At 51.8% G+C, this 21,125-nt stretch carries 16 protein-coding genes and 1 pseudogene; 2 read left to right on the forward strand and 15 right to left on the reverse strand.

Translation table 11 applies throughout. From position 1 onward, the window contains the following. Positions 1-251: 251 nt before the first annotated feature. Together AC07O1_RS16715 and AC07O1_RS16720 are read left to right on the forward strand one after the other, a co-directional pair. The gene (locus AC07O1_RS16715; RefSeq protein WP_495089408.1) at positions 252-2,504 is read left to right on the forward strand and encodes a hypothetical protein; all 2,253 of its coding nucleotides are present in this window, start codon (positions 252-254) and stop codon (positions 2,502-2,504) included. A gap of 511 nt (positions 2,505-3,015) precedes the next feature. Further along, entirely contained in the window at positions 3,016-4,242 is a 1,227-nt protein-coding gene (locus AC07O1_RS16720; protein ID WP_495089409.1) for an RtcB family protein, read from the forward strand. A 65-nt stretch (positions 4,243-4,307) separates the two neighbouring features. Here AC07O1_RS16720 and AC07O1_RS16725 read toward each other — a convergent pair whose 3' ends face one another. The 15 genes and pseudogenes from AC07O1_RS16725 to AC07O1_RS16795 all read right to left on the reverse strand — a co-directional run bounded on the left by AC07O1_RS16725 (position 4,308) and on the right by AC07O1_RS16795 (position 21,093). After that, entirely contained in the window at positions 4,308-4,664 is a 357-nt protein-coding gene (locus AC07O1_RS16725) for a hypothetical protein (protein ID WP_495089410.1), read from the reverse strand. 198 nt (positions 4,665-4,862) lie between these two features. After that, positions 4,863-5,696 carry a MinD/ParA family protein gene (locus AC07O1_RS16730; protein WP_495024810.1) on the reverse strand — a complete coding sequence of 278 codons (834 nt, stop codon included), beginning with the start codon at positions 5,694-5,696 and terminating at the stop codon, positions 4,863-4,865. A gap of 168 nt (positions 5,697-5,864) precedes the next feature. Next, a complete protein-coding gene (locus tag AC07O1_RS16735; protein WP_495089411.1) occupies positions 5,865-7,268 on the reverse strand; it encodes an undecaprenyl-phosphate glucose phosphotransferase in 1,404 nt (467 codons plus the stop codon). Between the two features lie 472 nt (positions 7,269-7,740). After that, positions 7,741-8,226: a winged helix-turn-helix domain-containing protein gene (locus AC07O1_RS16740; RefSeq protein ID WP_495089412.1), complete on the reverse strand. Its 486-nt coding sequence runs from the start codon at positions 8,224-8,226 to the stop codon at positions 7,741-7,743. A gap of 15 nt (positions 8,227-8,241) precedes the next feature. Beyond that, on the reverse strand, positions 8,242-8,973 hold the full coding sequence (locus AC07O1_RS16745) for an EAL domain-containing protein (RefSeq protein WP_495089413.1): 732 nt from the start codon (positions 8,971-8,973) through the stop codon (positions 8,242-8,244). Between the two features lie 61 nt (positions 8,974-9,034). Beyond that, complete coding sequence (locus AC07O1_RS16750; protein WP_495089414.1) at positions 9,035-9,742, reverse strand: winged helix-turn-helix domain-containing protein; 708 nt, start codon at positions 9,740-9,742, stop codon at positions 9,035-9,037. An 834-nt stretch (positions 9,743-10,576) separates the two neighbouring features. Then, positions 10,577-10,936: a VanZ family protein gene (locus tag AC07O1_RS16755; RefSeq protein WP_495089415.1), complete on the reverse strand. Its 360-nt coding sequence runs from the start codon at positions 10,934-10,936 to the stop codon at positions 10,577-10,579. After that, positions 10,933-13,011: a YjbH domain-containing protein gene (locus AC07O1_RS16760; protein WP_495089416.1), complete on the reverse strand. Its 2,079-nt coding sequence runs from the start codon at positions 13,009-13,011 to the stop codon at positions 10,933-10,935. The genes AC07O1_RS16755 and AC07O1_RS16760 overlap by 4 nt, the downstream gene beginning before the upstream one ends. Continuing rightward, positions 13,008-13,775, reverse strand: a complete 768-nt coding sequence (locus AC07O1_RS16765; RefSeq protein WP_495024803.1) for a capsule biosynthesis GfcC family protein — start codon at positions 13,773-13,775, stop codon at positions 13,008-13,010. The genes AC07O1_RS16760 and AC07O1_RS16765 overlap by 4 nt, the downstream gene beginning before the upstream one ends. Then, positions 13,772-14,431 carry a YjbF family lipoprotein gene (locus tag AC07O1_RS16770; RefSeq protein WP_495011789.1) on the reverse strand — a complete coding sequence of 220 codons (660 nt, stop codon included), beginning with the start codon at positions 14,429-14,431 and terminating at the stop codon, positions 13,772-13,774. The genes AC07O1_RS16765 and AC07O1_RS16770 overlap by 4 nt, the downstream gene beginning before the upstream one ends. Before the next feature lie 13 nt (positions 14,432-14,444). Then, positions 14,445-15,557, reverse strand: a complete 1,113-nt coding sequence (locus AC07O1_RS16775) for a polysaccharide biosynthesis/export family protein (protein ID WP_495089480.1) — start codon at positions 15,555-15,557, stop codon at positions 14,445-14,447. 892 nt (positions 15,558-16,449) lie between these two features. Beyond that, on the reverse strand, positions 16,450-17,868 hold the full coding sequence (locus tag AC07O1_RS16780) for a mannose-1-phosphate guanylyltransferase/mannose-6-phosphate isomerase (RefSeq protein ID WP_495089417.1): 1,419 nt from the start codon (positions 17,866-17,868) through the stop codon (positions 16,450-16,452). Continuing rightward, the gene (locus AC07O1_RS16785) at positions 17,869-18,993 is read right to left on the reverse strand and encodes a glycosyltransferase family 4 protein (RefSeq protein ID WP_495011791.1); all 1,125 of its coding nucleotides are present in this window, start codon (positions 18,991-18,993) and stop codon (positions 17,869-17,871) included. A gap of 258 nt (positions 18,994-19,251) precedes the next feature. Then, positions 19,252-19,734 (reverse strand): annotated as a pseudogene (locus AC07O1_RS16790) (transposase); the annotation flags it as partial. Positions 19,735-19,761: 27 nt separating this feature from the next. After that, positions 19,762-21,093: a hypothetical protein gene (locus AC07O1_RS16795; protein ID WP_495011792.1), complete on the reverse strand. Its 1,332-nt coding sequence runs from the start codon at positions 21,091-21,093 to the stop codon at positions 19,762-19,764. Between the last annotated feature and the right edge of the window lie 32 nt (positions 21,094-21,125).

Here is a 21,125-nt window from a genome sequence, read left to right on the forward strand (position 1 = left end):
TGAACTGGACTTCATACTTGATACCGGTTGGACGTTGGAGCCGCCGCATATTCTGTTCGGCCCGACGGGCAAGTAGGTCTACTCTGTGCGAGCGAGCAGCTCCAACCCATTGAAGGGCAATGTGGCGATGAAGGGCATGCCCTACGCCGCTCGCGTGTATACCTACGACGACCGGTACCCACTCGCCTGAATCCATCAGAAAGCTTCGCCGATATAATCGTGACCAATCCCATATAGAAGGCTGAATCACAATGATTAGTCGCCGCCAATTGATAAAAATCAGCGCACTCGGTACCGCTTCATTTGCGGCGCCGGCGGCTTATCCTGTGAGCGAGATAACCATGAGCTACAACACTCGCAACCCGATCGGCAGTACCGACCCGCGCGATTTGTCCGATAACGCCAAGAGCATCGACAACTTCGCTAATGGGCCCGCCTCAAGGTATACAGATCGGTTCAGCGTGGATCGTAAAAGCATTCCAGGGATGATTGCTGAGTTCGATTCGGATCAGACGCAGCGCAATAGCGAGTTTCAAAGTGCGCAGGGTGATCGCGAATCCACATTCATAACATTTCGGTCCGAAAGCAAATCAGCGTTCGAAGCGGCACAGGCCAGTCGTGCCTCGCAGTTCGAGCATTTCCTTCAGTCCAGCGGCTACGCCTTGCTCGGCGACTACGCGGACAGCCCACTGCAAATCACCGCACACAACCAGTATTTCATGAAGGGTGGGCGGCCGTATCGTCTGTCGTCATTCGTTGCAGTGCCGTATTCAACGACCGGTGACTGGACGACCGAGAGCGATGCGTTTGTGCTGCTAGGGGACGATGTGTTGCGGCAGGAAATGGCCGGCCCTGGAGGTGCGGCCCTCTCCAATTATCAGAATCCCGTGTATGGATCAATTAAGTCGGATCTATATAAGAGAGCGCTGGAAGAGGTGAGCGCGGTCAATGATTTTGGGGCCGACCCTTCAGGGTTGGCAAATTCGACCGCAGCGCTTCTGGCGTTCTATACACACTGTCTATCAACCGGGCATCCAGGGGTTATTACGGCTGGAACGTATTTGGTAACTCCGGGCCAGCTGGACTTTTCCTCCGGGTGGATTGATCGGCCTTTTCCTCACATTAAAACCGCAGGGCACGGTTCGGTTTTCTTCGTCGCCGCCTCTGATGTTAACGCGCCGATGCTACGCATCAATAATGGCACTTCTACATCGGCACTTTACCGGCTGTGGCGTGGTGGCAGTCATGGCGGTGTCACCTTTGTGGATCCGTTCCCGACATCAACCGCCACCGCTAGGCACGGTCTTTCAATTTACGGGTTTAGTGGAACTCATTTCGGGTATATCCGTGGGCAGGGTTTACGCGGCGATTTGCTCCACTTTGAGCGCAAGCTTTATGCAGGGAATAACCCGGATCCGCATAATGTCAGCTTTTGCGAGTTCGATGGTGTTGAGTCCAATGCCTCACTCGGTTACGGAATGAACAATGACAACTCCGTTGGCGTTACCCACTGCAAATTCAAATTCACACGTATTATAGATGGTATTTCGGGTGGGATTCGTGGAGTTGGTGTTGCCAGTGAATACGCCCACATCTCTATGGGCAATCAGCGTGGATGGGCTATAGATATTCCGTTTGATCTCCTTAACGGAGGGCGGACCGCTATCAAGTTCGTGGAGCTTGATAATTGCGAAAAAGGTTACAATATAGAAGCGCTAAACATACTAACGATTGAAGAGTCGCGTATCGTTCATAGATGCCAATTGTGGCCCAACACCTCGGCCGTTTATTGGCCGACTATTAGCTATAATGTGTCACCCCTCGCTAAAAATGTTATTAACTTGACTATAAACGGCATCCATAGAATAGACGCGGGGGGGAGTCTTTCCGTAATTGGTAAATTTGTAGAGTGCAATAACAGCGCTAATATTGCCGGCATGACAGTTAATTTGGATATTGTCGATGGTGCTGGGCTGGGTATATTGGACAGTCAGATTGCAGCTGGTCTATCTCGTAGCGCTCCGGATGTTCAGGTTTTTAGGCGAGGAAAGAAGATAGCTAGCACGTCTAGTATTGTTGGATGTGCTTTAACAGCAACCACTTCACAGCAGGTGGCTAATTCCGGCTATCCAGGAGTAGGCGCTAAAATAAATTTTCCAACCAAGAGTTATGATCATGGGGGTAACTATAATCCTGCAACTGGCTGTTTTACAGTTCCTTACGAGGCTGTTTACAGGTTTAGAGCGTGTATAACTTTAGCCGTCCCTGTAGGGACTCGTGTCAGGCTTGGAATTGGGAGAACATCTTCATCATTAATAGCCTCTAGGGTCTATTATGCAGATACGGCAAATGCTAGGACTTATACTCTTGAGGGGGCTTCCCTTATACATGCTGGGGAGGAAATTTATGTGCAGGCGGATCAGAACAGTGCAGCAGCCGTAAATCTTGTGGGTGTGGATGCGGTGTCAGTTGAAAATGCATGGTCAATTGAAGCTATGCAATAACCAATGCTGGCTTTCACTTTGGATTCGTCCGCCTTGGTTTGCGTCTGGTCAGCGCGGCAGAAAAGCCCCGTTGCCTAACGCATTTTGTGCGGTGACCTGCGGATGGGGTTTCTCCAGCCAGTGAAGCAATTGGACAAGAATCGGCAGGCTCTTCTGTTAACGAGCATCGTAACGTTGCTCGTCGCCGATTTCTTTGATGTCGCGTTCTATGCCCGCAGCTTCCTTCTTTTGATAGCTAACCTCCCACCGAATGCCATCTGGCTCCCTCCTGCCTTGCGGGCCGGGCTTCGACCTGTTTTCCATGAGTTGGTCATTTTTGTGGCTATTCTGTGATCTTGCGCGGATGACGTCGTGCCGGTTTTTTAGAACGAGCTAAGCCGCGATTTCCAAATTTAGGCGGCCCCATCAATTCAACGGTGGGCGTGCCCCTGCGCTGGCTACGGCTCGCTAAACTTGTAGAAGGCGGTGCATGTTTCACCCGCCGTTGTCGCCTTCAGGAAAGAACCGAGTCATGCAACAGCACAGCTATCAATTACTGGAAGTCGCCCACGGCAAGCCGATCAAGCTCTGGACCCAAGGCGTTCCCGTTGAGGCAGAAGCCAGGCAGCAATTGATGAACACCGCAAAGATGCCGTTCATCTTCAAGCACCTGGCGGTTATGCCAGACGTTCACCTGGGTAAGGGATCGACCATCGGCAGCGTGATTCCCACCGTGGGCGCGATCATTCCGGCAGCGGTCGGGGTCGACATCGGCTGCGGCATGATCGCCGCCTGCACCTCGTTGACCGCCGCCGACCTGCCGAACAACCTGCATGGCCTGCGCTGTGCGATCGAGAAGGCCGTGCCCCATGGCCGTACCTGCGGGCGTGCCGAGAGGGACAAGGGCGCCTGGGATAACGTGCCGCGCCCGGTCGATAAAGCGTGGTCGGCACTGGATGCCCGGTTCAAGGCCATTACCGACAAATACCCCAGGCTTGCCACTACCAACAACCGCAAGCACCTGGGAACGCTGGGAACCGGCAATCACTTCATCGAAGTTTGCCTGGACGAAGCAAATCGGGTCTGGTTCATGCTGCACAGCGGCTCGCGTGGCGTGGGTAATGCCATTGGCAATCTGTTCATCGAACTGGCCAAGGCCGATATGCGTCAGCACATCGTCAACTTGCCGGACCGTGACCTGGCCTACTTTGAAGAAGGTAGTCGACACTTCGCGGACTACGTCGAAGCGGTCGGCTGGGCCCAGGACTTTGCCCGGCAGAACCGTGCACTGATGATGCAGTCGGTGATTCTTGCGGTGCGTCAGGTGCTTGGAAAACCCTTCGAGACGGCACTGCAGGTGGTGAACTGTCATCACAACTATGTGCAGAAAGAGCGACATTTCGGCGAAGACATCCTGGTGACCCGCAAGGGCGCGGTGTCAGCGAGGAAGGGCGAGTTGGGCATCATCCCCGGCTCCATGGGCGCCAAGAGCTTCATCGTCCGAGGGCTGGGGAATGAGGAATCGTTCTGCTCCTGCAGTCATGGCGCCGGCCGTACCATGAGCCGTACCCAGGCGAAAAAAAGCTTCACCGTCGAAGATCAGATCCGTGCCACCGCCCATGTCGAGTGCCGCAAGGACGCAGCGGTCATCGACGAAATCCCGATGGCCTACAAGGACATCGATCAGGTCATGCACGCCCAGCGCGATTTGGTGGAGGTGCTCCATACGCTGCGCCAGGTGGTGTGCGTCAAGGGATAGAAAGCGATAAGGAAGAACATGAAACCCGGTTTGAATAGCAGCTGATTTTAAAGGGGGGTTGGGCGTTATTTGAGGTGGGTGGCAGAAATCTTTGCGTACGTTTCGCTATCGGTTGTGGCGAGAAGGCGTTGGCCATTCTTGAATTGAACGTAGAAGGTGATGTGCTTTACTTTTCCGCACAGCAGCAGGCCGGTGACCAGCCCGACAGGACCAAGAACCAGAGAACCGGCAAGGCCCCAACGGATGGCGCTGCCTTTGTCGGTGACGATCTCTTCGCTCGAGCACTCGAGGATTTTCAGTTTTGAAATTGGAATATTCAGTTCGCGAGACGGATTAACTGAGGATCTTAAAATGAAAATGCCGTCACGAAATTCGGCATCACCTGCCAGGAAATCGCCAGATATCACCATTATTCGCGACATGAGTTTTCTTCTTTTGATTTTGCTTGAAATTAGCTGTGCTACTGGGCTCCAAGACCCTTTCAGAGTCAATCGACTTGCGACAAAAGGTGAGCGACTTCGTCCCATTGTGCGTCGAGCTTGCTGCTGATCTGTTCGCGCCGGTTTCAGGCGGTGGGGAAGGTGTCCGGTGCCGTAAATGTTCGTGATCGTTGCGGACAGTCACACCAGAGCGGCTGCAGCACTCTGACGCACCAGTCGCTCAACGAAGAACTCCAGATGCCCCCGCGGGGCGGTCTGCAACGGCCAGCGGTTAACTTTCTGCGCCAGGGTCTTGAATGCAAGGGCGCCCCTGGAGCGTGGAAAAGCCTCATACAACGCACGCTGGTTCTTCAGTGCCTTGACCATGCTTTCTTCATAAGGCAAAGCGCCGGCATAGTGTAAGGAGACGTCAAGGAAGTTATCGGTAATTTTCGTGAGCTTGCTGAACAGACTGCGACCTTGCTGCTGGTTGCGCACCATGTTGGCCAATACACGGAAGCGGTTCATGCCGTAGTCGCGATTAAGTACTCTGATGAGTGCATAGGCGTTGGCGATCGAGGTCGGCTCATCGCACACCACCACCAGCACCTCCTGCGCCGCTCGGACGAAGTTGACGACTAAATCGCCTATTCCAGCCGCGGTGTCGATTACCAGGACATCCAGATCATCCTCAATATCGCTGAAGGCATGGATCAGTCCGGCGTACTGCGCGCTGGTCAGATTGAGAATGTTCTGACTGCCGGGGGAGGCCGGGACGATACGGATTCCGCCGGGCCCTCGAAGTAGCACGTCGCGCAGCTCGCAGCGCCCTTCGAGCACGTCGATGAGAGTCTGATTGGGGGGCAGGCCGAGTGAGACGTTGACATTTGCCAGGCCTAGATCGCCATCCAGCAATATGACGCGTCGGCCAAGTTTAGCCAGAGCCAGCGACAAGTTGACGGCCACACTCGTCTTTCCTACACCACCTTTGCCACTGGTTACCGCGATAACCTGTACGGGATGCATGCTGTCCATGTCATTCTCACTCTATTTGATTTGACAGCTGTTTAACTGGATTAAGCCCCGACGTTCCGCTATAGCGCTGTAGAGTGTTTGCCCATGCAGTAAGCGTTAGAACAATCAAGCGGGTTTTTATAAGCGATCAGCAACTGCCCGGCGGTTCGACAAGAATGATCAAGCGTATTAATAGACATCCTTTGACAGGAGCGTGAACGGGGTCTTGATCAAGATTTTTATATCAAGCCACAGTGACCAGTTATTAATGTAGGCAAGGTCCATTTCGACGCGCTTTTGCATCTTGTCGATGGTTTCGGTTTCGCCCCGGCAGCCGCTGATCTGGGCAAGTCCGGTGATCCCCGGTTTAATCCGGTGGCGAGCCATGTAGGCGCTGATTTTTCCGGTGTAGTAGTCGTTATGGGCAACGGCATGAGGGCGCGGCCCTACGAGTGCCATATGGCCTTGCAGCACATTGAAAAACTGTGGCAATTCATCGATGGAAGTACGGCGTATGAAACGCCCCACAGCGGTAATCCGCGAATCTTGACGGCTAGCCTGCTGTACATGCCGGTCATCATGTACACGCATGGAACGGAATTTCCAGACGTTGATGATCTTGCCGTTCCAGCCATGACGCGCCTGCTTGAAAATAATGGGGCCCGGGGACGACAGTTTGACCGCGACGGCAATGAGCAACAGCAGTGGGCTGAAGCCGATAAGGGCCATGAGCGCCAGGCCACGATCCAGTAACGCCTTGCTAAACGCCGCGGTGGGGTAGCTGGTCAGTGGACTTTCATTCAGATGTATGGCGGGTAAGCCATCCACCTCACTCACCGAGTGATTAAGAAGTGTCATGCTGTTCAGGTCAGGAACCCAGACGACATCGACATTCATATCAAGAAGGTCGATATACAACGCTTCGATGTGTTGTGCTTCACTTAATGAAAGGGCGATGTACAGGCGCCGAATATCATGAGCGGTAATCAGTGTACGCAATTCATCTAACTGACCCACGATTCTGGATGAGCTGGCGCCAATAAGTTCGTTGGTCGGTTCGTCAGGTGTGGCACTGACAAGGCCGACCAACGGCACAGATTCCAGTCGGGACAGTGAGTCTGCCAGTTTCAGTGCCAGTCCATTGGTGCCTATGATCAACGTGTTGTGCTGACGGTTCAGCTGGCGATGATAGAACTTTGAAAAGCTGTGCATTGGAATATAAAGCAGGGCCTGTAACCCATACCCCAGCAATGCCCAGGTTATTATGATTTCACGGGAGAACAACTCACCGGTTTTGCTGAGGAAGCCGATACTTGTCAAACCGGCCAAGGTGATCAACCAGCCGATAAGAAGCCGTGCCAGGCCGCTCAGGTAACCATGCTGTTTATGATAGACCTGCATCAGTGAGTAGGAGGGAACCGACCCCAGAAGAAACAGGACGGAAAGCACGCGGTAATGAGAGCCGACTTCTCCTGTTTGGTAATAGGCGAGCGCGAACAGTAGTGCAATGACGAAACCCATTGCAACGGCCCATTGGCCCCAAAAGGTAAGCCCTTTATAGACTGATTTCCGGTTTATACGAGTATGTAACAAAGCGCAAACCCTGTGGTATTTTTTTGCCTGATTATGGACGGCTCAAAATAGCGAGCTGCACACGCTCGTCCATGCCTTACTTCTGTTGTCTTCCTGGAGCAGATAGGTGTTTGTGTTCTGTACACATCATCAAGTTCGGCCGGAGCGACAACCTTGAATTGTTGGTTTGGTATGTTTAATAGTAAGCAGCAGGCGCAGAAGCGTCTGTATGATGCTTTGATATTAATGGGTTGCTTTCTGCAGCGTCTGACGTTTTATAACGGCGACAATGATGTGTAGTGCTGCCGAGTGTTATAAAAAGTCAGTCTGCTGGAGTGGATAAAAGGTTAATCGCGCGAGCGTAATAACCTTGGTGGTGGGGGAATGGAAGGCATGCTCGAGTAGAGAAGGGATAATAAAAAAGGTCAGGGTTTTATGTTTTACTTGAGGGGTAACCGCATTTATTATTGTTGGAGTCTGCGGTCTTGTTTGATCAGCAGGTAATTTTTACTTTTTGAACCAGGCAATAGCCGCGGTTTCGCACAGAGCGGAACAGGCGCTCCCCATTAGCGGTATCGCTGAATTTTTCTTGCAACCTGCTCAGGCACATTTCAAGGCCGCGGTAACGCTCGGGATCCCTATTGATGCCCTGGATCAGTTCTGTCTTGCTGGATACTCGCTGCTCATTGAATAGCAGTTGTTTGAGTAAGAGTGTTTCAATGCCAGTGAGCGAAATTCTTTTCGCCATATTGGACAGTGTCCGCTCCTCGGCATTGAACGACCATGTCTCGGGATTTTTGTACAGCTTTTTAAGGAAATCTCCCTCCTCGGCCAGTACGCTCTCGGCGGGGCTGAGCTCGGAGGAGGGCGGCGTGTGCCCTGGTCCCGGTGACTTAAGTTTTTTTCTCACCAGGAAGTCACGGGTAAAAATTAAAAGTTGTTTATTTACCGGGATGTTATCAAGCATCATTCTAGTCATGGCAAATTCAATCCTTTATTTGCGAATGTCTTGGGGGGAGTAGTAGTCTCCCTGAAAGAAATCAAACGGCAGGCTTCTTGCCAGTACCTGATGGTGTTCAAGCTCTATTCGCTCGGCAATGAATCTGACTTTCTTTGTATGAGTCATGATGTTCATTTGATCGTAGAGTCTGTTGAGTAGTTCTGGTGTGGCGTTGAGCTTTTCACTCAGCTCGTTTTTTTGCAGATCAACTATCAGGTAGTTGAATATGTTGGGGGTGCTCTGGGTTTTGGTGCTGCCTTCGAGTAGGTTGTAGCTCGAAAAGGCGATGTCTATGCCGCTATCTTTTAGCAGGTAGATGTGGCTGATGAGGGTTCTCTTCTCTTCAGTCGTGCTGAGGGGGAATGAGAATTCAGCAATACTGATTGTTAATATTTTGTCATGTATTTTCAGTGCGTCACTGACGCGGGTAATATACTCTATCAGTACGGTATCTAATAAGTTGCGTGACCCTATGGTAATAAAAATTCTGCCAAAGGTATCAGGTATCAAAGGAGCGGGCTGCACCATTGATGAAGTTGCTGTCAAGTGAGTCTGAGTGAGTTTTTCGCTGCGAGTGACATCCAGTAGGGCAGCTGAAAGTGTTCGACACACCTTTAGGGCGTCGAAATTTTCACCTGCGCCGTGTACCTGTATCCCACAGCCGAACAACGTGTCGTCACGCTTGAATATTGATTGTCGAAATAACTCTGTGTTGGAACTGTCCATAGTGGCGAATTTCTCGTTAACGTCCATTTGTCTGTTATTTAGTCATGGGTAGGTTATATTTTTACGATATAACGCCCCGGCACAATCGATAGCCATAGCCACGCACGTTGTGAATGGCATTAATGTCATAGACCTTTTTTATCTTGCCACGCAGTCTGCTGATTGTTTTTTCCAGCGCGCGCGGGTCGTAAAATCTTACATTCCAGTCTAGAGCTTTTGCGATATCGTCATGACTCAAAATATGTTCTTGCGCATTGATCAATGCGTCCAGAATTTTCATTTCTGAATAAGAGACTTCCAGTTTTTTTGCATGCCCGCATAGGCAGAGGCGTGCCTGGTCCAAAACCAGTTTTATTTCAGACTTCCACTCGGGGTTCTGAAACAGTTCCGGGAAAAAGTTTGTTTTTTCATGAGGGTCGACAGGCAATTTAATGCAGTGATCGGCGCCGGCGAGATAGCACTTGACTTTAGTGAGCGACTTGGTGTGTGTGAACACTATAAAAATTCGTGCCAAAAAATTTTTGAGCCGAATTTTTTTAACAAGTTCAATGCCTTCATTAAAAACGGACGGGGCGTCGATTTCAATGATTATTGCATTGGCGGAACTTATGTTGGGGGCCTGCTCCAGGGGGGTGCAGTAGCTTAATGCGTCAACGTGTAAAGTGTCCGATACAATAAGCAGCTTTAAGTTCTCTGCCAAAGCTGCGGTGCGACCAAAGGCTAAAATGGCTGTCCTTTGCTCTTTGAATGTGCGTCCTGCATCAATCATGTGATCTAACTCAAGTACTTAGCGGTAGCGGCACAATAATATTGCCACACAAGCTTAATGGTGCATCTGACAATTTATAACATTTTTGCCTGTCAAACCCTTTGCCAGGCGGTGTAACTCAATGCTCCTCAAGGTCTTGAAAATAGCGGTTTTAAGGCGCTAGCCGAAATTTTTCAGGCACATACCCTACAGATATTTTTGCTTATTTAACAGTTCGACTTTCAGCTAAGGGCCTGGGTATCAATCGCCAAGGTGCAGCGGCCATGCAGCGGTGGCTCGTCTTAAGCCTCTGAAACGACAGGCAATTTTCCCGTCAAAGTAACCGCGGTGGTATGGCTCCCATGCTCAGGCATGACCGGGAAACCCACAGCGTGCCCCAGTGATTACTGACTGTTTTACAGCGTCAGGATACTGTCGATTTTATTGACGGAATACCCAGCCTACTATTTTAAACAATGCCATATAGCCATCATTGTTGCCAGGCGCATTTTCCAATCGATATCAGGTTTCAGAAGCGCGCGCTCGTTATGCCAGGTCAGCATGAAAACTGATCGATCCTGCATGATGCTTATCTTGGAGATCATCGGTGCGTCTGGTTAACGTATCAATTTAACCACACAATTGTATTCGCCTGACATGACGGAACGACAATGCTATCGGACTGTTAGATAGAAAGTTGCAAGGTAAGCCTGGATGAGTCTCGATTGTAGGACGATTGATCCAGAGCTGTTTTCACTGTCGTGCTGAAACCCATCTCAGGACCAGGCGGGTGTCGATGCTGAAAATGCAAGGCAGGCTGAGCAAGACAAGGGCAATGCGTGCATCTCGCTGCTACTAGCGCGTCCAGCGCCACGCAATCAGCAAACCGAGCAACACGCCAACGCCATTCGCCAGGGCGTCGTAAGCTGATGCCGTGCGTAATGGCATCAGTTCTTGTGCATATTCGATCAGGATCCCCGTGAGTAGGCAACCCAGTGCGATCCAGCGCAGCTTGACCTGTAAAAAGGCCAGCCGGCAACTGAAGGCCAGAGCGAAAAAGCCAACCAAATGGTGCAGCTTGTCCTGCTGGGAAAAGGCTTCGGGGATCGGTTGCGCGCGCAAGCCGGCTGTCAGCAAGACCACACTAATGCCGACGAAAAACAGCCCCCGTACCCAGAAGGGCAGTTGTGTGGCGCGCGCAATCGACAGGCTCACTCGGTGATCTTCTCAAAGTTTTTATAGAAGGCATCGCCGTTGCGGCCATCGGTCATGGTGTGCAGCGAATACTGGCGGTTGAGGCGCGCGCCACCATCGCGGGTCAGTGGTGCCCAGACCAAATTGGCGCGACGCATCGTGGAAACGCTCATCAACTCGTCGAAGGGGACCGAGATATAGATACCTTTGTCGAAGCTACCCTCACCGAATTCTGCTGCTGACGCGGTGGTGCGAGTGACCCAGCCACCGAACTTCACGCCGTTACTGAACTCATGGGACAGATCGATCGTGGTGCCCCAATCGCGCGCCAGGTAACGCCCGACACTGACCGCCGCCTGCAAATCGAACGGCAGCTCTGTATAAGCAGTGACGTGACCGGTCACGGTCCTGTATCCGCGCAGGCCAAAGCCCTGGTCAAACGCACGCTGGCGTACATAGTTCAAATCAGCACCCAGGGCCCAGCGCTCGCCCATGGGGCGGTACAGCAATTCACCGCCGACCCCGGCGAACATTGACTCCAGATAACCGGCATACACCATGCCATACAGGTCTTGATCCAGTTGCCTGGCGTGGTTGAGCTGAAATGTCGGCATCGTTACATCAGAAGTCGTGACGTACTTGCGCAAATCGGTTCGCACTCGGGGCAGCTTGCTCGGTGCGTCGTACTTGAAGTTATCGAAGTTGTTTATGAGATTGGCGCTTACGACGCCGCTTGTCCACGTGTTGCGGGTAAAGCGGTATTCTGCGTCCACATCGGCGGTCAGCTGGTACAACATGCCATCAGGACCACCAACGTTTTGCTTGTAACCCAAGCCGAAACCATAGGTAAACCGTTCTGGTGCCTGGGTGTACAGAGTGTTTTCAATGTGTGGGGTGGCCCGGTTCACTTCTGTGGTGCGGTGCAGGTCTGTAAGGTCTTGTTGATTGTTCACCACGGCCCGGAAGGTTTCGCGCGGCACACTGGTTTCTTCCACGGGCATGTCGTAACGCTTGTTCACCAGGGTGAACCAGTCGATTTCGTCATTCGCGCTGTTGTCCAGGATCCGGCTGGCCCGGCCCACGCCTTTGGCCGAGTAGAAATAGCGCGATTGCTCGCCATACACCATCAGCTCGGAATCGCGCTGAGTGATGCGTTCGACCTTATAACCTGCGTTGTTTTCCAGTCGTTTGGAAACCTCGGCCCAGTCGACCTGATTGAGCGGCGTAGTCGGCGCGTGTGCCGGAAGGGCTTCGACAGCGGGGTCGTAGCGCTTGACCGGCGCCTTGCGGCTGGCGAAGTTGGTATGAACCGTGATACCGAACAACGCGGTATTGCCGCGCTCCCAACCCGCGGTCAAATCGACAGAGTCACTGAGCTTGTAGACCGCCCCAATGTTAATGGGGGAGTCCTGCACTTGATTATTGCTTTTCGGTTCGTGCTTGTAGTCGTTACCGTCGAACTCGAGTTTCAAGCTCAAGGGGGCCCAGGGTGTTTGATAGGCTACACCGCCAAACAACGAGGGCGAGCCGCGAAAATACGCGTTGGTATTGATGTCGCCCGCAGTCTCGCTGACTGGGCGTGTATCAAAGCGCTTACTGACGTGCCCCAAAGGGTTGTCGAAATCCCCCCGGTTACCGATGTAACCCCAGGCAATGCCCAGGCTGAAATCCAGGTTGTAGTAACGCTTGTTCGCCACAAAGTATTCGCTGGAAAACAGGCCGGTGCCACCGATATCGCGAAAGCCGAGCGCGACCTCGGGCAGCCAATGGCTTTCTTGCCAGAGGCGGGCCTTGGCATCGACCGCTTTGTCTTTATAGCTCTGGTTGCCGCTGAGTGACTCTGACCCGTACTTACGGTTACTGATGGCGGTATAACGGAAACTACCTTCCAGCCAATCGAGGGGCTGTAATGAAATGCTATAGCGAGAATAAGGGGCCGTACGGTTGGCGTTCAGGCTGAATTCGCCGGCTGGCGCCATCCGGGCGGTAGGCGTTTGCAACAAACCCACGCCACCGAAATCATTCTGGGTAAAACGCGGCTCGCCATGAGCCAAACTGCAGGGCAACAACACTACGGCTGCAAAACATAACTTCAAGGGGCCACCTCGACCAGCGGTTGGGTGGCGAGAAACTCGGCCAGCTGTTCATTCAAATCGGGCGTGGGCAGATCGGGACTATCGTTTCGCACAGGCACCAGAATCGTGCTGCCCGCGGCGGCAATCACCCCATCCTCGCGGTTCCAGGCGGCGATACCGACTCGCTTGACCTGGCCATCGGGATGAACCAGCCACAGGTAATCGGCCTCTGCATCGGCGAGTGGCAGACAGCTTTTGAGATATTCATGGGCTTGCTGCAGGGCGCGATAAGGCAGCTTGCAGGGTTTTTCCACCGCGCCCAGGACAGTGACTGTAGTCGGGCGCAGGGGGTAAATCAGCTGGTCGCCGTCATTGAGCGAGTAATTGCGGGCGAACGCGACCTCCAGCGCCACGGGGTCGAGCACCGCGACTTTGCGGCCGGTGACGGGCAGTCGGCTGACATCTTCATACAGGCGCGCAGCCAGGGCTGCCAGGCTGCTTTTTTCTTCCAGCAAGGCGCCGCGCTGGACCATTTTCAAATCGAACAGCACGCCGGCTTTAAGGCGGCTTTGCTGCTCCAACAGTGGCTGGTGCAGCCAGGCGGCGGCCAGCCAGTAACTTTCGGCGTTCGGGCGGGCCTGGCTGACGGCATCGAGCAGGCGTGCGCCTGGCACCAGCGTGAAGGATCCGGCGTTTAGTACATCACCCGTCACCGTGACCGCGGCCTGAGTCATCGCAGAACTGGCCAGCAACAGGCAAGCCGACAGCGTTTTCGAATATCTCACCGGGCCGTCTCCCGGTCAGGGCGCAATTGCACAATCTTCAAGAAAAGCTCCGGCGTGAGATGTTGTTCGCTCTGCAGGATCAAGCCATCGCCAGGCCTGACCCAGAAACGGTTGGTGGCGTGAAATCCGAGCTCAGGTATGTCGATGCGTTCGTCTATGCGCTGCAACGCATAATCCTTGTCCAGGATGGTGACGGTTTCGATGGCCTGTCGACTGAAGCGACTGTTGACCGCCAGTCCGACTCGCTGACCCTGATAGAGATCTATCCAGCGAGTACTGCTGTAACCGTCGGGCAAGCGTTGCAAGCCAAGCTTGAACGGCGACTCGCCGTCGAAGCGTGTGCCATCGAGATTGATATCCAGGCCGACGCTGCGCACAGCCAGGCCGTCGCGCATCAACAACACCTGCTTGCCGGAGGCGACCCAGAACTCCAGGTCGTCCTGCTGGCGAAGCTTTGCCATCACCCCTTCGCTAGCGTTCGTGGTGACCTTGATCTGTGCATAGGGCACAGCCTCCACTTGCGCCGCAGTTACTGCCAGCGGCTGGACGCCCAGTGCGGAGTCTTTGAATGTATCCAGCGACGCCTGCATCAGCGGATTGCAGCCACACAGTAGTAAACCCATCGCCAGGCATGAGCTGTTACGCAAAGTTTTCAACGCTTATCAAACCTTATCGGCTGCTAGCTGCACTGATGTCGTTTTGAGCCGCTGCTCCGGTACCCAGGATGGTCGCGGAGGGTACCAACTGGCTGATCAAGCGGTTCCAGCGGGTCACCCCGGCAGGGCCGACGTAGACAATATCCTGGGGTTGCAGATCGAAGCGACTGGCGAGGGCAAAAGCGGTAGGCGATTCGGCGTCCAGCTGAAAGACTTTTGCCGGCTCGGTTTCAAGGTTTTCGGCACCCCGAATGACATAAAGCGCATTGCCATTAGAGGTGGTCTGGTTCAGTCCACCGACTGATCCGACCGCATCCGCCAGATTCATCCGATTGATTTTGAACGTGAGCGCCCGTGGCTGGTTGACCTCACCCATCACGTAGATCTTTTTACGGTCATTGTAGGGAAGGTACAACTGGTCGCCGTCTTTCAAATAGACGTTTTGCAACTGCGAGCCTTTGCTGTTAAGTGCGTCCAGATCCAGCCGATATTGACGCCCGTCGCGGGTCAGCGTCAGACCGGAAAGGTCGGCATTCAATGGGTCGACATTGGCGGCGCTGATAGCCTCGACGACACTGGCCGGCGAAGTAGTAATGGGCTGTTGAGTGGCGTTTAAAACAGCACCGGAAATAACTACTTTTTGACTGGCAAACCGTAAAACGCTCAAGTCAACCTGGGGGCTGTCGATGTATTGTTTCAGGCGATCAGCAATAAAAGCGCGCAGCTCTTCGATGGTTTTACCCGCTGCCTGAACATTGCCAACATAAGGATAAAACATAGTGCCGTCCGGACGTACAAGACGGCCGTTGGCATCAATTTGTTGTTGTGGCCCCGACGGCGCAGTCAACTCCGGATGATCCCACACAGTGATGTACAGCACATCGTTGGCGCCGATCCGATAAGCCCCCGGATGGAACGCCAACAACTCGGCCGGCACCGAAACGTCCCTTTTTGTCGCCATGTTCTGAGCAATCAGTTTGGGCGTTATCGGAATCAACTCGACCCGACTGCTTTCCGGTGAGCCATCGTTCACTATTCTACTAGTGTCCAGGTGTTGACCGGGTGCGAACATACAGCCTTGCAGGGCAACGCCTGCAAGCACAGCGAGCGACAAACTACGAATCATGATGGGGGACACTTGTGGAGGGAACACATCAAAACTCAACCACCCGGATTGCTCCGGGTGGTCGAAGACTATCGACCTTGGGACGCGCTTAGCGGGTAGTACCGGTGGTTCCGGTAGTGCCGGTGGCGCCGCCATTGTTTCCGCTACCGCCACTCGATGACAGCGCAGAGACCCCGGCTACAACAGCGAGGCCAATACCAACGGCAGTCGATGTGGTGACGCCGCCCAGGACACCTGTCGGGGTGGCCAAAGGAGAGCTTGTCGAGGGCTTTGTCGGTGCGCTTGTAGAAGGAGATACCGCGGGAGGCTCAGCAGCCAAGGCGCAGGTACTTAAAGCAAGCATTAGGGCGGAAGCGAGTAGTTTGGTCATGGAAGATTCCTTTTGATGCATCGTCTGTATTTGCGGTGATACTCAGAAATGTGAGTGCAAGGCAACGAGCTTTGAGCGTCCGGTAGCTTGAAGCATAGTCATGGATTCGGGCCCAATAGAGCGCTGTTCCGGGTCTATCTTCAGTGGCATTCATTTTGCGTTTATTGCCCCTAGAATACCTGTGTAGGACGCCTGACATGTCTGACGTTTTCTAACATGTTCGCTGGTCTGCCTCTCGTTAATGGGTATGTGGTGCAGAACTTTATAGTCTGGTAGAAACCGCCAAAGCCAACAGCAGAAGACTAGGGAGCCTTGCTGCCGTGGAAAGCGCGCTAAATACACACATCGCTTTTTTGCCATGTGTGGTTTATGGATCGCTTACGAAAGAATAATCACTGAGGGTTTTTAGGGGTAGGACGTGTATGAATTGCAAGCTAGAGCTGCTTGAGTAGAGCTGTATCAGGGGCATTCGGATTTTCACAGGATTTCTACTCTATGGAAATCGCCAATGCAGAAACGCTTTCACGCCCTGCCATACTTGTCTTCAAAGCGCACTATATCGTCTTCACCCAGGTAAGAGCCGGACTGGACCTCAATCAGTTCCAGGGGAATGACTCCCGGATTTTCCAAGGCGTGGATCTGGCCAATGGGAATGTAGGTGGACTGGTTTTCCGTGATCAGATAGGTCTTGTCGCCATTGGTTACTTTGGCGGTACCGCTGACAACGATCCAGTGTTCGGCACGATGATGATGCATCTGTACCGATAGCTTGGCGCCTGGCTTTACGGTGATGCGTTTGACCTGGTATCGGTGACCATTGTCGATGGAGTCATATACCCCCCATGGGCGATATACCTCGCGATGGTTGATGTGCTCATTGCGTGAAACCGACTTCAATTGTTCGACGATCTTCTTTACGTCCTGCACATGGTTCTTGTGGGCGACCAGTACGGCATCCTTGGTTTCCACTATCACCAGGTCATCCACGCCGACTGTTGCTACCAGACGGCTATCCGCATGCACATACGTGTTGCGCGAATGCTGGTCGAGCACATCGCCCTTGAAGACATTGCCCTGTTTGTCCTTCTCACTGACCTCCCAGAGTGCCGACCAGGAACCGATATCGCTCCAGCCTGCATCCAGCGGCACCATGACCGCATCGGCGGTCTTTTCCATCACCGCATAGTCGACGGAGTCCTCCGGGCAGGCGGCAAAGGCTGTCTGGTCGACACGTGTGAAGTGCATATCCTGCGAACCACCGGCTAAAGCCTCCCTACAAGCTGCCAGAATGTCCGGTCGGTAAAGCTGCAACTCTTCCAGATAGCGGCTGGCGCGAAACATGAACATCCCGCTATTCCAAAAATAGCTGCCGCTAGCCAGATATTCTTGTGCGGTAAGCAGGTCAGGTTTTTCAAAAAAACGGTTCACCACGAAACCACCGGCATCAACGCTGTCTCCTTTCTCGATATAGCCGTAGCCGGTTTCCGGATGAGTGGGGACAATCCCGAAAGTCACTAGCTTGCCGGCCTCCGCCAGCGGCAAGGCCGTCCGGATACTGGCCTGGAACGCTTGAACATCCTGTATCAGGTGATCTGCCGCCAGCACTAACAGTATCGGGTCTTCAGTTTCGCTGTAGACCTGCAATGCCGCCAAGGCGATGGCCGGTGCGGTATTACGGCCGACTGGTTCGAGCAGGATATTGGTCTGTTCGATACCCAACAGGCGCATTTGTTCGGCGGCGAGGAAACGGTGCTGCTCGTTGCAGATAAGCTGTGGTGCCGCGGCATCGAGTCCCTCAAGACGTTTTATTGTGGCCTGCAGCATGGAAAAATCGGTATCGGCCAGCGGCAAAAACTGTTTCGGGTTAAGTTGGCGCGACAGTGGCCACAGGCGGGAGCCATTGCCACCGGCAATGATGACGGGGGTGATTTGGGCGTTCATTTAGCTGTTCTTCCTGAACTCAAAAAAATCGGCGCACTTGTCATCAACAAATGCTTTGAACTCTGTCTTGAAGCGTTCGGTGGAAAAACGCTCGGCGTGATGACGGATGGCTTCAGGGTTGAATTCGAATTCGGTTTCAAATCTCCTGACTGCCTCCTGTATTGATTGTTCGCTTTGTTCGCTGAAAAAAAGGCCAGTTTTGCCATCGATAACGGTTTCAAGGGCGCCTCCTTTGCCGAATGCAATTACAGGCGTGCCGCAGGCTTGTGCTTCAACCGGTATAATTCCAAAGTCCTCTTCTGCAGCGAAGACAAAGGCTTTGGCCCGTTGCATATAATCACGCAGCACATCAAATGCCTGATAACCCAGTATGGTTACATTGCTGGTCGCAGCCAGTTTAACTTTGTCGTATTGAGGGCCTTCACCGATTACGATCAGTTTCAGGTCAGGCATACCTGCGAACGCTCGAACAATCAGGTCCATTTTCTTATAAGGAACCATTCGAGAGGCCGTTAGGTAGAAGTCCTCCTTGTCTTTCTTTAGAGGGAACTCGCTAATTGCGACATTCGGGTATATGGTTTTTGAATCGCGGCTGTAGACTTTCCGAATGCGACGGCCAATGTAATCGCTATTTGAGACAAAATAATCTACACCGTTCGAGGTCCGGTGATCCCAGTTCCTGATTTTAAAAAGTAACGCGCGCGCTATCCAGCCTTTAATCCCCTTATCAAGGCCTGCTTCACTCAAATATTGATTTTGCATATCCCACGCGTAGCGAATGGGTGAGTGGCAATAACAAATATGTAGTTGGTCGGGGCCGGTAATGACACCCTTGGCAACAGCATGGCTGCTGCTAATTATTAAATCGTAATCGGAAACGTCTAGCTGCTCTATGGCGAACGGCATCATCGGCAAGTAAGACTGATATTTTGTTTTTGCTTTTGGTAGTTTTTGAATTAGCGTTGTTTTAGCGAACTTGCCGTTTATTTTTAATCGGTCCTGGGGGGAGAGAAAGTCGATGACCGATACTAAATCAGCTTGAGGCCAGATATTTATGATCTCGGCGAGCACTCGCTCTGCACCTGCAAAGGTAACTAACCAGTCATGGATAATTGCGACTTTCATATTTTGCCTTTCTGCGGAGTGACTCTGGATTGTTTGAACGCGTGGTTTTTTCAGGTGATCCGGAAGGATTTAGATTGGGTTCGAATTTTTATTAAATTGGTTGTGGTTGCCTAAGGAGGGTCTGAGGTGCCCACCGATTTTTGATGCCCTCTTTGTTTGAGGTTTAAAAATGCTGACTTGCTCGAAAATCAGACCTTTCCTGCCTTTAATCCAGGTTGCTTTTCTTTAATCTCGCTGCTTCAGATCGATTAGTCCGCATTACAGGTGTACCTCTCCTGTATTCAATAATCGTTTTTGCGCTATCCATAGATTCGACAATACGAATAGCGTCGCCTGCCGAGCGATGTTTTTCGACAAACCACGAAAGCATAATTTCCTATAGCCAAACTGACGCTTGATCACTCGAGGCGGATGTTCACCTTGGCCTGTACTTGCGATTTCGCATATTCGATCTTGCATCGCAGATGGCCGATCAAGCTCTTTTTAGCGTCTTTTCATACGTGCGGGGTAGTGCGGCAATCGACCAGATCAACCTTCGATGCTGATGCTCAGGACGCTGTAACCAAACCAGTTCTGCATCAAATGCACCCGCAACATGGCCATAAACAACGGATACGCCGGACCACCGCCTTCACCCCTTGAATAATGCGGCTCGATCAATTCAATCAAGCCCTTCCATGGCACGATCTGATCCATCTCGATCAGGAAACGCTCACGGTGGGTTTGCTTACGTTTGTCAGCTTACTTGGCATCGGCGGGACATCTGTTTCATCGGAGTTCAACCGTTCGATTCGTGAGGGGAGTCTTTTTCAGCGTTTGCTTGGGGCTTTTATTTCGGAGTTTTGTTTTTATCAAAAATGCCAGTGGTAGAGCTGAAATTATTGCGTATTGCCCGCCACCTGAGGTAAATAAATTTACGACAAGTACAAATGGAAGGAAGGCACTAAAGATAAGGTAGAGCGGTGTCCACATTATTTTCCTTCTATAAACTAATCGATGTAGAAAGCCTGTGAGACCTCCAAAAAACAAACTCGCTAACGCTCCACCAATTGGCCCGAAATCATACAGTATCGGCCCGAAAAACGTCGTATATACACCAGGCCTCAGTACGGATTTGGCAATTATTGGTTCAATGTCCGCTCCTCCAAAAATACTGACGATTATTTTGGCAGGTATATATAGGGTTTGAAGTCCGAACGTTGTCATCTCATCCGTGCGTGCTGCTAGATAAAAAAATTCGTACGACCCATGCAGTATGTATTGGCAGAAGTTAACGGCTGAAAATAAAAAACCTGACAGTATGTTTGTGTCTTCATGGGTCAAATAGGTTACTACTGAGTCGCTTGCTGGAGCGAACATAGCGTAACCTGATGTTTGCATTGACTTGATGGGATCAAGTCCAATTTGAATTGTTCTCTCCCAAAATATTGATCCGCCAAACCAAACTAATGCTGCTGAAAGCACGAGGCCTACTATTATTTTCTTTACGTTAATATTTAACGTTCCGGTTGTTATTATTGATATTGTAAATATACTCAGATACATCACCAGGCTACTTCTCGTCCCTTGGAAGGTGACGTCAAATAACGGATTGAGTAGGGAGATGAATATCATTGGATAGTGGGCGCGGTGACGAAGTCCCGCTGAGCGGGACAGAAAAATAAAGAATGGTAAGAAAAAAAGAAATGAAGATAATAACGACCCAATTAGTGCCACGCTGCCTGATCCGCCGGATGAGATCATCTCCCGATTAGCCATGAAGTCTGTACTTATTGCTCCACCGGATCGAATAAAAACTCTTTCAAAGCACCGTACCAATAATCCAAAAAAACCTAGAGCGAAAATTGTGTTGACTAGGCTGTGCATTTTGCTTTTGTTGAACGAGATATAAGAGAAAGACCCGCTTTTTCTTCTGTATCCAGCTATTAGGCCAAGAATAAATAATGCGTTGTATAGCGGAAAGATAATTATTGATTTTCCATCCCCTTGAAAATTAAAATCAATTGGAGCAATAACCCAAAGAAGCAGATAAATTGATAGACCTATAAGGTAGATCTTTAGTGGATGAAGAATTTTGAGTTTTGCCGGAAAATCGTTCATGTTTTTTCGCTTGGGATGACTTAAGGGTTTAT

This window comes from Pseudomonas sp. GW821-FHT07G10 (genome assembly GCF_059418545.1).